This is a genomic window from Streptomyces sp. NPDC046308, from assembly GCF_055588065.1.
On the sequence record NZ_JBVJFB010000004.1, the window covers coordinates 384,831 to 396,963 of the forward strand.

Annotated in this window: 11 protein-coding genes; all 11 read right to left on the reverse strand. The window is 70.0% G+C overall.

Translation table 11 applies throughout. The annotated features are described in order from the left end of the window. Positions 1-25: 25 nt before the first annotated feature. Genes ACZ6JT_RS19335 through ACZ6JT_RS19385 form a run of 11 tightly spaced genes read right to left on the reverse strand, consistent with a single transcriptional unit; the run spans position 26 to position 11,848 of the window. Positions 26-1,171 carry an NAD(P)/FAD-dependent oxidoreductase gene (locus ACZ6JT_RS19335; protein WP_469211239.1) on the reverse strand — a complete coding sequence of 382 codons (1,146 nt, stop codon included), beginning with the start codon at positions 1,169-1,171 and terminating at the stop codon, positions 26-28. 35 nt (positions 1,172-1,206) lie between these two features. Then, positions 1,207-2,469 (reverse strand): ATP-grasp domain-containing protein, encoded by a 1,263-nt coding sequence (locus ACZ6JT_RS19340; RefSeq protein WP_469211241.1) that lies wholly within the window; start codon positions 2,467-2,469, stop codon positions 1,207-1,209. Positions 2,470-2,474: 5 nt separating this feature from the next. Then, entirely contained in the window at positions 2,475-2,978 is a 504-nt protein-coding gene (locus ACZ6JT_RS19345; protein ID WP_388831571.1) for a YbaK/EbsC family protein, read from the reverse strand. Then, entirely contained in the window at positions 2,978-4,756 is a 1,779-nt protein-coding gene (locus tag ACZ6JT_RS19350; protein ID WP_469211243.1) for an ABC transporter substrate-binding protein, read from the reverse strand. The genes ACZ6JT_RS19345 and ACZ6JT_RS19350 overlap by 1 nt, the downstream gene beginning before the upstream one ends. Beyond that, entirely contained in the window at positions 4,753-5,088 is a 336-nt protein-coding gene (locus ACZ6JT_RS19355; protein WP_030707650.1) for an avidin-fold protein, read from the reverse strand. The genes ACZ6JT_RS19350 and ACZ6JT_RS19355 overlap by 4 nt, the downstream gene beginning before the upstream one ends. Continuing rightward, positions 5,085-5,909 carry a dimethylargininase gene (gene ddaH, locus ACZ6JT_RS19360; protein ID WP_469211244.1) on the reverse strand — a complete coding sequence of 275 codons (825 nt, stop codon included), beginning with the start codon at positions 5,907-5,909 and terminating at the stop codon, positions 5,085-5,087. The genes ACZ6JT_RS19355 and ddaH overlap by 4 nt, the downstream gene beginning before the upstream one ends. Continuing rightward, positions 5,902-7,149 carry an ATP-grasp domain-containing protein gene (locus ACZ6JT_RS19365; protein ID WP_469211246.1) on the reverse strand — a complete coding sequence of 416 codons (1,248 nt, stop codon included), beginning with the start codon at positions 7,147-7,149 and terminating at the stop codon, positions 5,902-5,904. Before ACZ6JT_RS19365 ends, ddaH begins: the two co-directional genes overlap by 8 nt. Positions 7,150-7,163: 14 nt before the next feature. Next, positions 7,164-8,480, reverse strand: coding sequence for an MFS transporter (locus tag ACZ6JT_RS19370; protein WP_469211249.1), 1,317 nt, complete (start codon positions 8,478-8,480; stop codon positions 7,164-7,166). A 15-nt stretch (positions 8,481-8,495) separates the two neighbouring features. Continuing rightward, positions 8,496-10,115 carry a class I tRNA ligase family protein gene (locus tag ACZ6JT_RS19375; RefSeq protein WP_469211251.1) on the reverse strand — a complete coding sequence of 540 codons (1,620 nt, stop codon included), beginning with the start codon at positions 10,113-10,115 and terminating at the stop codon, positions 8,496-8,498. Continuing rightward, positions 10,112-10,480 (reverse strand): cupin domain-containing protein, encoded by a 369-nt coding sequence (locus ACZ6JT_RS19380; protein ID WP_030707659.1) that lies wholly within the window; start codon positions 10,478-10,480, stop codon positions 10,112-10,114. Before ACZ6JT_RS19380 ends, ACZ6JT_RS19375 begins: the two co-directional genes overlap by 4 nt. Before the next feature lie 54 nt (positions 10,481-10,534). After that, positions 10,535-11,848, reverse strand: a complete 1,314-nt coding sequence (locus ACZ6JT_RS19385; protein ID WP_469211253.1) for a SidA/IucD/PvdA family monooxygenase — start codon at positions 11,846-11,848, stop codon at positions 10,535-10,537. Positions 11,849-12,133: the final 285 nt, after the last annotated feature.

Sequence of the window (12,133 nt, forward strand, 5' to 3'; positions counted from 1 at the left end):
TTCTGTCTCACCCTCGGCCGCCCGCTCACCGGCCCGCGAGCTGCGGGGCGAGCGCGTCGAGCGGCGGCCCGTCGAGTGCGCCGAGCCCGATCGGCGACGGCATCCGGCCGGTCAGCCGGTCCGCCAGCGACCGTGCGATGAGCGGCGCGAACTTGAAGGATGTGCCACCGCAGGCCGCGTACGCGTACGCGTCACCGCCGAGGCCGACCACCAGCGGTCCGCCGGTCTCGGAGAAGGAGGAGTAGTAGGCGTCCTTGGCGGCGGTGACCCAGGCCGGGCCGAAGCCGGGCAGCAGGTCCCCGAACTCCTTCTCCAGCCGGCGCTGCCAGTACGGATCGGTGGCGTGGTCGGTGAGTTCGTCCACCACCCGGCAGGCGGTGGCCGAGGTCAGCTTGAGGGCCGTGCCCGCCACCGGCGGGATCAGCCAGGCTCCCCCGGTGGTGCCGAGCGCGGGGATGGCCGGGGTGGACGCCCAGGCCTGCGCCTGGTGCCGGGGCACCCGGCAGTAGAGGAGGGACTGGCGGAACAGCGTCAGCCGTTCGGCGATGCCCTCCGGCATCAGCCCCCGGGACCAGGGGCCCACCGCGACCAGGACCGCGTCGCCGTGCAGCACCTGCCCGTCCACCAGCCGTACGTTTCCGCTCTCGCCGTCGACGGCGGTCACGGCCCGGTGCTCGATGAGCTCGATGCCGGACTGCCACTTCAGCCAGCCCACGCACGCGGCGAGGACCCGTTCGGCGAGCAGGACCCCGGCCTCGTCCTCGAGTACCGCGCCGAGACCGCCGTCCACGCGCAGGTGCGGATAGCGGTCGGACAGGCCGGCCGCGGTCAGTTCCCTGACGCTGCCTCCGGCGTTGCCGAGCATCGCCGCCGCTTCCGCCGCCGCCGCGGGCGGCAGCACGGTCAGGGCGCCGACCTGCTCGTAGAAGCGGGTCAGGAAGAGCTCTTCCAATTCGACCCAGCGGCGGTGCGCGCGCAGCGCGGCCGCCGTGGCCTGCGGATCCGCAGGGTGCAGGGCCCGCAGGATCCGGTGCTGGTCGAAAGAGGTGGCTCTGCTGTGCGGGATGGGGCCTTGGTCCACGACCGTGACCTTGTGTCCGTCGAGCACGCATTCGACTGCCGTGAGCAGGGCGATCACACCGCCGCCCACTACCGTCACCCTCGCCGACATCACACACCTCCTTTCCGTGTTCCGGTGCCGACGGGTCAGCTGTCGAGGACGATCGTGGTCAGTGCGGCGGCCTTGGCGAGGTGCTCCTCGCAGCCCGGCCGGTCCTCGCCGGCGCAGATCACGTTGGCGTAGCGGCTGAGGTAACCGTCCGGCGGCAGCAGCAGCGTCGTCCCGGACCCGACCATGACGTTCGCCTCCAGCAGCCCCGGGGTGTCGGACGCGGCGGGCACGTCGACCGAGCGGACCGTGCCGTTCTGGGGCGGGTAGAGGAAGCGGATGCCCACGGTGCGGGAGCGGGCCGGCGTCCACTCGGGGCGGGTGCCGGTCGCCACTTCCGCGGCCACCTCGCCCGGCTCGATGCCGGTGGCGAGACTGCCCAGGTACGGGATGAGGTCGCCGCCCAGCCGGGCGTTCACCTCGATGATCACCGGTCCGCGGGAGGTCAGCTTCACCTCCGTGTGGGTGATGCCGTAGCCGACTCCCAGTTCCCGGTGGGCGTCGCGCAGGATGCCCAGCAGCTCCTCGTCGGCCAGCAGCGGATCGGTGGCGCTGACCACGTGCCCGGTCTCCTCGAAGTAGGGCTCCAGGCCCACTTCCTTGTGCGCGAGGAAGAGCGGGGTCCACTCCCCGTCGAAGACCACGCCGTCGATGCTGATCTCGGGCCCGATCACGCACTCCTCGACCAGCGCACCGCCCTCGTAGTCGCTGTTCCCACCGCGGCCGGCGGCGTCGGCGACCTCGAAGGCCGCGCGGACCGCCTCGGGGCGGTCGACCCGGATCACGCCGATGCTCGCCCCCATGCCGCGGGGCTTGAGCACGACCGGGTAGCCGAAGGAGTCGGCCGCCTCGAGCGCCTGGTCGGCGTCGGTCACGTAGGCGAAGTGCGGCTGGGGCAGTCCGGCGGCGGTCAGCAGCTGCCGGGTGTGGTGCTTGTTGCGGCAGTTGTCGGCGCCCCGCGAGGTCAGTCCGGGCAGGCCCAGCCGCTCGGCTATGAGCGCGGTGGTCACCACGAGCGTCTCGTCGTAGCTGAACACCCCCACCACCCGGTGTTCTGCGGCCACCGCCTCGGCGGCCCTGATCAGCCCTTCCTGATCGGGCACCAGGCGTTCCCGGTCGAGCAGGGCGACGGTGGTCGAGCCGATGACGTACTCCTTCTGCCAGGTCGGGTCCACCGCGTCCAGGATCCAGATCGGGCGCCGGCGGGCGGCGCCCGCGAGCAGGTACTCGCGGTAGGCGCGTTGTCCGCTGCCGACCAGGATCACCACGCCGTCATCGGTCGTCTTGGCGTCTTCCGTCATCTTCGTCACCTCGCGGAGTGGGTCAGGACCCGGTCGCCGGCCGTCGCGATCGCCGCGAGCTGCGGCTGGGCGATGGCCAGGTAGTCGGGGGTGGACAGGGCCACGGAGCGGTCCAGGCGGGCCGCGTTGAAGTAGATCTCTTCGGTGAGGATCAGGCCCTCGTCGACGACGAGGTGCAGGTCGGGGTGGAAGCTGAGCGGCATCACCGTGCCGCAGACGCTGCCGGCCAGGCGCTCGGCGATCTCCGGCGTCGCGAAGGCCGTCCGGCCGCCGCCGAACAGCGAGCCGACCGCCTCCAGGTCGACCTGGCGGTCACCGGGCACCACCGCGAGCACGTACTTGCCGACCCGCTTGGTGATGCTCACGCGGACGACGATGCACTTCGCGGCCTGCTCCAGCGGGTGGCCGCGCAGCACGCTCGCCAGGTCCGTGCGGCCTTCGGCGGGGTGGTCGATCAGCCGGTAGCGGGCCTGGTGTCCGTCGAGGTGGTCGAGCAGCCTCTGGTACATCACAGCTCCTCGCCGACGTAGTGCCAGTCCTCGGGGTTGATCAGCCCGAACGGGTTGACCGGGGCCACGCCGCGGAGGTTCTTGGCGACCTCCAGGAGACGGAAGGGGAAGTTGGGCATCCAGATGACCGGGACCTGCTGCGCGATGTAGTCCTGGTAGGCGTAGAGGTCCTCCAGGTCGTCGCTGACCACCGTGCGCGCGATCAGTTCGTCGGCCTTCGGGTCGCTGTAGCTGCCGAAGTTGACCGAGGATCCGGTGGAGTAGAGGGCCTCTCCGGTGGGGTAGAAGCCCGGGCCGTAGCCCCATCCGCCGTTCCAGTCGCTGAACTCCCACAGGCACGGACTGTCGGGGCCCGGGGTGCAGGTGGTGTCCTCCAGGACCAGGACGCTCGCCTCGACCTCGGTGAGCTCGATCTCGATGCCGGCCTGCGCGGCGTCCGCGGCGAACTTGCGCATGACCGCGGTCAGCGTCTCGTGCCCCTTGGCGTACCGCATGGAGAAGCGCAGCGGGGTGCCGGCCGGGATGCCCTCTCCCGCTTCGCCCGGTCCGGTGCCCTCGCGGACGCAGATGCCCGGGGTGGTGCTGGTGTCCCAGCCGTTCTCGGTCAGGTAGCGGCGGGCCGCGTCGATGTCGAAGGGGTACGGGTCCTCGTGCGCGGCGGGCGAGAGCAGCGGGCTGTCCGGCAGGGCCGGGATGGGCCCGGTGGTCGGGTAGCCGTAGCCCTTGTAGACGTCGCGGATGGCGCCCCGGGAGTCGAGGCTGGACTGGAGTGCCTGACGGAAGTAGAGCTGCTTGAAGATCTTTCCCGCGACGGTGGGGTTGTTGAAGTTGATCGGGAAGTAATGGATCTTGTAAGTGAGCTGGGGCACGAGGTCGTAGTGCTCGCCGAGCGGGTTGGGACCGCCCAGCTGCGGGTCCTCGGCCGGCTCCGTGACCTCGTCGAAGGGCAGGAAGCCGATCTGCACGCCGTCGACGGCCTCGGGGCCCCGGCGGAGCATCTCGTACTGCTCGGTGTCCGAGTCGGTGGGCACCAGCCGGAACTCGTCCAGATAGGGCTTGTTGGGCCCGGAGTAGTGCTCGTTGGGCAGCAGGACGCATTCGCCCGAGGTGCCGTCGATGGTGTAACTGCCGAGCCGCCAGGGTCCGTTGACCACGCTCCAGACGGGGCTGGTGTCCCAGCCCTTGCGCTCGTCGTTGCAGGCCCGCAGGTAGGCGTAGACCGCGGAGGCCTGGGCCGGGTCGTGGGTGGCGTCGGCCGGGCGGTCGTCGCCGGTGCGGTCCCAGGCCCTCGGCAGCGGGGTGATGGTGCTGAACTGGTTCATCAACACCCAGTTGTGCGAGTACGCGCGGTCGAAGGTGAAGCTGACCTTGTCCTCGGCGACCTTCTCGTAGCCGGCCAGGTTGTCCGGGAAGAAGCCCGGCGTGTAGCCGCCGAAGCTGTCCTTCTCGGCCTCCAGGAGGTGCATCCACAGCATCACGTTGTCGGCGTTGACCGTCTCGCCGTTCGACCACTTGTACGGCTTGACGGTGATCGTCGCCTTGCGGCCGTCCTCGCTCCACTCGGGGGGCTCGGCGAGGCTGCGCTCGTAGTCGACGGTCGGCTGGCCGCCGGTGCCGTACCAGTACAGCGGGCGGTACATCAGGGTCTGGAACTCGTGCAGGTTGGCCACCCCGTAGTACTCGCCGGGGGTGAACGGGAAGATGAAGACGGGGCTGAAGCCGCTGGTGCAGGCCCAGGTCACGCTGCCCCCGCGGAGCGGGGTGGTGGGCGGGGTCATCTCGGTACCTCCTCCAGTGCGGATTCACCGCTGTCCGAGTGGGCTCCGTAGCGCTCCCAGCGCTCGTTGAGCCGGATTCGTCCGTCGTCGAGGAACTCGGGGGTGCTCCAGCACCTGCCGGCGATCACCTCGCCGTCCGCGAGGACCATCGTGTAGGCGAATTCGAGGTTCCCGTCGGGCTCCACGCGGCCGTTCAGCGAGCCCCGGCGGACGGGGCCGCCGTCGAAGTCGGCCCAGAGCAGGTCGCCTTCCTGGCGGTAGTGGCCGACGGGGGCGTCCTCGCCCGCCGGGTAACCGGTGTTGCGGAAACTTCTGCCGTCGTAGTCGATCACCGGTGTCGTATCTCCTGAGTGATGCACTTGACCGCGCCACCGGCCTTCAGCAGTTCCGACATGTCCACGCCGTGCACCTCGAAGCCGCGCTCGCGCAGCTCACCGATCAGGTGCGTGGCCGTCTCCGTCACGACCACGTTCAGTCCGTCGCTGACCGCGTTCAGACCGAAGGCCTCGGCATCGTCCCGGGTCGCGAGGATCGCGTCCGGGTAGAGCTCCCGCAGCACCTCCCGGCTCTCTTCGGAGAAGGCGGCGGGGTAGTACGTCACCAGGTCGTCGTCGAGGACGCACAGTGCGGTGTCCAGGTGGTAGTAGCGGGGGTCGATCAGGTCCAGGCCGACCACCGGCAGGCCGAAGAAGGCGCGCAGCTCCTCGTGCGCGAGGGGGTCGCTGCGGAATCCCGCGCCGGCCAGGACCCGCCGGCCGGCCGGGGCGAAGTCCCCCTCGCCCTCGTTGACGTGCTGCGGTACGAGGACCTCGGTGTGGCCGTGCCCTTCGAACCAGGCCCGGTACGCGTCGGCCTCGGCCGCCCGCTCCCGGTGGCGGAACTTCGCGATGAGCACCTTGTCGTCGATCACGGTGGCGCCGTTGGCGGAGAACACCATGTCCGGCAGGCCCGGGACCGGGTCGATGAAGGAGACCTCGTGGCCGAAGCCGATGTAGAGGTCCCGGACCCGCTCCCACTGGGCCAGCGCCAGCTCGGCGTCCATCGGCTTGTCCGGGTTCATCCACGGGTTGATCGCGTAGCTCACCTCGAAGTGGGTGGGCCGGCACATCAGGTAGTGGCGTCGGGTGGCCGCGCGCCGCGGGGTCTCAGCCATGTTCCGGCCTCATCTCCGTACGGATGCGGCTGGCCACGATGTGGGCGGTGCTCAGCGCCTCCTCCAGCGACTCGCCCGTGGCGCCCAGGAAGCCGAGGATGTTGTTGCCCGCCGGCGGACGCTTGATGACGGTCCCCGGAGTGGCCGTGATCTTCAGGAAGAAGACGGAGTCCGGGACCTCGGCGGGCACGTCGACCGACTCCACCGTGCCCGCCCCGCTGATCAGGCACATCGCGGCGGTGTGCACACCGGTCGGCGCGTAGTGCGAGACATCGGGCCTGGTGCCCCGGGCCACGTCCACCACGCACTTGATGGGGTCGTGGCCGGCGCTGATGCGCGCCATGTGGTCCAGCCCGCCGCCGCCGGGGCGGATCGCTATCTCCAGGATGAAGGGCTTGCCCTGGTGGAACCTCACCTCCGCGTGCAGCACGGACCGGCGCAGTCCCTGGGCGTGGGCGGCGTCCCGGACCACCTCGTGGACCGCGGCCACCTGCTCGGGGGTCAGGGAGCTCGGCGCGTGGTGGACGTCGTCGTCGAAGGTCCCGCTCTCGACGGTGATCCGGTCCACGATGGAGCCGAGGTACACCTCGTCGTCCCAGGCCAGCGCCTCGATGAGGTGCTCGTGACCGTCGAGGTAGCCCTCGACGATGATCCCGTTCGGGCCGAGGTCCAGGCCGTCCGCCTCCATCAGCGCCCAGGTCATGGTCTCGATGCCCAGGGTGGCGTCCGCGAAGCGGGCGGCCATCTCCTCGGGGTCGTCGACCTTGAAGACGAAGTTGCTGGCGGCGCCCAGGGTCGGCTTGAGGATCAGCGGGTAGCCCAGCTCCTCGCCGGCGGCCAGCGCGGCCTCGACGTCGGGGGCGTACCGGAAGCCGGGGTGCGCCGCGCTGCCGCGCTCGTGCGCCTGGCGCATGAGCAGCTTGTTGCGGCTGGTGCGGGCCGCCTCGAACCCGATGCTCGGCAGTCCGAGCGCCTCGGCGACGACCGCCACCGTGACGACCCCGGACTCCGAGAAGGTCAGGACCCCCTCGAACTCCTCCTCGGCGTGCCAGACCTTGGCGGCCGTGACGATGTCCTCGATGTGCTTGGAGCCTGCGATCCGGTACCGCTGCGCGTCCCAGAAGTCCTCGGTGCCCAGTCCGTTGAGGACGTAGACCTCTGCTCCGAGGTCCTGGAGCTGCTGGTAGCGGGAGATGTAGTAGGTGGCGTTCTGGCTGGCCTCGATGGCGAGCAGCTTCATCTGTGCCTCTCCCCTCAGACCTTGGCCGGGACGGACTCGCGGGCCTCGGCCTCGGCGGCGGGCTCGCTGATCGCGGCCGCGGCGGCGGGCTCGGCGACGTTCTCGGACTCCGCGGCGGCGGCCGCGGCGGCGACCTCGCGGTCGTGCTTGCCGAGCGAGATGACGGTGATGGTGGCGATGACGACGACCAGGGCGGAGAGGGCGTAGAAGCCGTTCTTCACGTTGGTGGAGTCCACCAGGAGCGAGATCAGGACGACGGCGGTGGTGCCGGCCGCGAGGCCGAAGGCGTTGGTGGCACCGAAGACGAAGCCGGTCTTCTCCTCGGGCGCCGCGCTCATCAGGGCGGTACGGGCCGAGATGCGTGCCACGCAGAAGGCGATGGCGGCGAAGGGGATGACGGCCATCATCGCGTAGAGGTGGATGGACTCCATGGACAGGAGCACCGCGAAGGCGAGGTAGCCGATCAGGGCCGTCTTCAGCACGGTGGCCTTGGAGCTGATCTTCTTGAAGGCCCAGGCCGCGAACAGCGCACCGATGCCGAACAGGGCGTCGACGATGCCGAGGTAGCCGGCGTTGGACTTGAAGCCCTCGATCACCAGGACCAGCATGATGCTGTTGCCGACGATGATGACGATGTTGCCGATGATGTAGAGCACCGCGAGACGGGCCAGCGGCGGGCGGACGACGGTCAGCTTGGCGGCGGCGGCCGACGCGGCCTTGGCCGCGGCCTCGGTGACGGCCTGGCCGGCCGGACGACGGCCGATGAAGAACAGCAGGGCGGCGGAGACCAGGAACGTGATCGCGTTGAAGTAGAAGAGCGACGTGGTGCCGACCCAGACGATCACCCAGCCGCCGAGGGCCGCCGAGGCGAGCGTGCCGGCCTGGATGGCGATCTCGGCGTTGCCGTTGAACTGGGCGAGCCGGGACTCCGGGATGCGCTCCTTGATCAGGGCGTTGCTGGCCGGGAAGAAGAGGGCCGCGGAGATCGACAGGATGAAGCTGGCCACGTAGCTGACGGTCGACGGGTTGCCGCCGAGGGCGAGCCAGAGCGGCAGACCGATCGCGGCGGCGGCGCTGGCCAGGTCGGAGACCATCGCCAGGGTCCGGCGGTCGAAGCGGTCGGCGAGCTTGCCGAAGAACAGGGAGAGCGCCACCTGCGGGATGGTGACGGCGATCATCAGCCAGCTGACCGCGAGCATGGTGTTGGCCTCGGTGAAGACCAGGTACGAGGCGGCGGTGAGCTGGATGCCGTTGCCCAGGTTGGTGATGAAGGTCGCGGGGATCAGCAGGCGTTCTGCCCGATTGGGACGGGGCGGGGCGATCGTGGACACAGTGCTCCTCGGAGGTCAGGCTCGGATGTCGGCCGGCTCGGCCACGGGCGCGAACGCCCCGACCGCGGTGGACAGGAGGGGGAGTCGCAGCGGAGCGACGGGGTCGGTGGTGAAGGCCCCGGCCGGCAGGGTCAGATCGGCCCCGGCCCGCTCGGCACGGGCCGCGAGGTCGACGAGCAGCGGAGCGGCGCAGGCCGTCAGCGTCCGGACGGCGAGGACCAGGTCACCGAGGTCGCTCGGGACGTCCGCGGCCACCCGGTCCGCCTGCTTCAGCAGCCGGTCGATGTGGACGACGACCAGGTCAGCGGCCCGGTGGAGGCTGAAGCTCTCCAGCTCGTAGTGGGAGCGGAAGCGCTCGACGACGATGCCGGCGTGGTCGGCGCCGGTCCGCGACACCGGGAGCAGCGCGTCCGCCGGGACGCCGGCGAGCAGTTCCTCCACGCGGCGGACGAGCCGGTTCCACGGCTCGACGAGCCGATCGCTCGCCAGGGTGTCGAGCGCCTCGCGGCTGAAGTTCGTCCGGGAGTGCTCCGGCGCGGTGAGCGCCAGGTAGAAGCGGACCAGGTCGCGGGGCACCTCGGCCACCAGATCGGCGGCCCAGACCACGTGGCCTTTGCTTGTCGAGAACTTCTGGTTCTCCAGCTCGTAGAACTCGTTCGACACGATGGCGTGCGGCTCCACGTACCGGTCGCCGTGCGCCATCAGCAGGGCCAGGTGCGTCATTCCCCAGAAGTAGACGTTGTCGAATCCGAGGAAGTACACGAGGTCGATGCCGTGCTCGGACAGCCAGTGCTCGTCGTAGCGGTCGGTGTGCTCGCCGAGCTGCTCGGCCGCGTACCAGGTGCAGTACATCGAGGCGGCCATGCCCTCGGCCCAGGCGTTGAGGACCTGCCCGGGCGTCTCGACGAACGGCGCCGGAATGCCCCACCCGGTGGGGTAGGTGATCGGGAAGTCCGGAAGCGGACGCTCCAGCGCCTCGCGGACCAGCTGCGCGGTGTGCGGCCGCAGCACGTCCCGGTGCCGGACGTAGTAGTCGGCGAGGCGGTCGCGGTACTCCTCCATCGGCAGCACGAGGATCTGCGCCTCGCGGTGCGTGACCACGGCGTCCGGGTCGACGGTGGAGCGCGGACGCAGCAGCTCGTCGAAGTTGTTGGGGTGTCCGCAGGACTCGCAGAGTCCGCCGCGGCTCTCCACCAGGCACACCGGGCAGTCGCCGGCGACCAGGCCCTCCATGAGGTACTCGCCGGTGGCCTCGACGTACGGCAGGCGCACGGTCTTCAGCCGGAACGCGCCGTCGTTGTGGAGGTCGGTGACGAAGTCGATGACGGTCTGCCGGTACCCCTTGTCGAAGGGGGCGAAGCCGTCCACGGAGATGCCCGCCGCCTCCAGGGTGGCGCGGATCTGCGTCGCGGAGCGCAGGGCCAGCTCCTCCGGCGTCAGGCCCGCCTTGGCCGCGCTGGACACCACGTAGGTCTGGCTGTCGTCGGTGCCGCTGGTGAAGATCACCGGGCGGCCGGAGGCCCGCAGGTAGCGCGCGTGCACGTCACCGGCCAGGTAAGGGCCCGCCAGGTGCCCGGTGTGCAGATCCCCGTTGGGGGTCGGCGGCGGCGCGATGATGACCGTACGGCGTGTCATGCCTGGGCTCCTTCGTGGCGTGCCGCGAACCGCTGCGTCATGTCGAGGTCCCACCAGACCGAATACATCTCGAAGTCCTCCGCGGACTCGTTGATCACCCGGTGGTCCGAGCCGGGGGCGAAGTAGACGATGTCGCCGGTCACGAGGGGCTTGCGGACGCCCTGCGACTCCAGGACCGCGGTGCCGGATACGGCGATGAAGATCTCGTACTCGTGGTGGGCGTGCGCCGTCGACGCGGTACCGGGGCGTATCACGCACCAGGAACCCTCGAAGGGGGCGTTGAGCTCGGGCCAGGGCAGCAGGCGCTGGGCGTCCAGCCCGTTCTCGTGCGTCAGGGCGTCGCGGTCGAGTTGCTTGGTGAGCATGGGGGTCGTTCTCTCCTCGTCAGGCGGGTACGGCTCGTGAGGGGCGCGCGGTACTCAGACCGCGCCGGCGAGTGCCAGCTCGCGCTCCTGGGCCGGGATCTCCAGCGATCTCGTCCGGCGGTGCGCGAGGATGTCCTCGGTGATCTCGGCGGAGCGGCCGGCGAGCACGCTGAGCAGCGAGTCGGCGATGCCGTGGGTGGCCTCGTTGACGCCCTGCAGGTAGCAGGCGGCGGTCGCCGGGCGGCCCAGGTCGAGCCGGTACTTCCGGCTCACGTTGATCTCGTCGAGTCCGATCGACTGCGCGAGGGCCTTGACCGCCCACGGCATCTCGCGGACGAAACCGGTGCCCAGGAGCACGAGGTCCGTGCGCATCTCCCGCTCGGCACCCGACTTGCGGTCGACGAGGGTCAGGACGATCTCCTCGCCGTCCATCCGCGCGCCGGTCACGTCGGTCATGGGGTGGAGCGCCAGGCGCTCCTGGCCGCTGCGGCGGTCCTGGTAGAACTGCCGGTAGAGGCCGTCGAGGGTGGCCGGGGACAGACCGCCGTAGTTGGAGCGGTACATCTCGGCGAGCAGCTGCTGGCGGGCCTCGGGCGAGGACTCGTAGAACTCGTCGATGAAGGACGTGTAGTACAGCTCGTTGGTGAACTTGCTGCTCTCGTAGCCGTTCAGGCCGATGGAGCGCATGATCATGGTCGGCCTGCACTCGGGCAGGTCCCGCAGCGCGGCGCCGAACAGCTCGGCAGCGCTCTGCGCCCCGCCGATGACCGCGACCCGGTGCGGCAGGTCCGCGCGCACCTCGGCGATGCGCTGCGTGTACTGCGTGCTGTGGATGACGCGCTCGGCCGGCAGGCCGTCGAACACCGCGGGGACGTGGGCGTCGCGGCCGGCGCCGATGACCAGGTAACGGCAGCCGATGGTGTCGCCGTTGGCGAGGGTGACCACCCAGCCGGAAAGCTCGCCGTCCTCGCCGTTCACGGCCTCGACGGAGGTGCATTCGCGGCCGTATTCGACCTTTACGGTGGCGAGTTCGTCGGCCACCCACTGCAAGTATTCGGATATCTCACTGCGGTACGGAACGAAGCTGGCCAGGTTGACGAAAGCGTCGAGCCGTTTCTGCGAGTGAAGGAAGTTGACGAAGGAAAAGCGGCTGCACGGATTGCGCATGGTGACCAGGTCCTTGAGGAAGGAGACCTGGCTGAGCGCGTCGGGCAGCAGCATGCCGCGCTGCCACACGATGTCCTGCTCGCGCTCGATCAGCAGGGTGTCGCCGGCCAGCTCGGGGGCGAGCTCCTCGACGGCGACCGCCAGCGCGAGGTTCGCCGGCCCTGCACCGACTGCGAGCAGTTCGACGTTGCGATGCGCCATGGAAGTACCTCCAGATGGAACAGGTGGACAGGTTCGTACGGTCGGCCGGGACGGTCCGGGGTCTCTTTCCCGTCCTTGCTTCGCCTCCCGAAACCGGGTGATGTCCACATTCCACGGGAGCGCCCGATTGCCCGGAAGCGAAGTCGGACACGGACAATCAACTCTGCGGAGGGCCTGGTCAGAGGGTTGATTGACCGGTATCACCGACTACTTCCGGTCAATGCGGAGCGCCTTTTCCATTGGCCGCAGTGATCAGTCGCGTTCGCGCTTCCGGCCCGCCCGCAC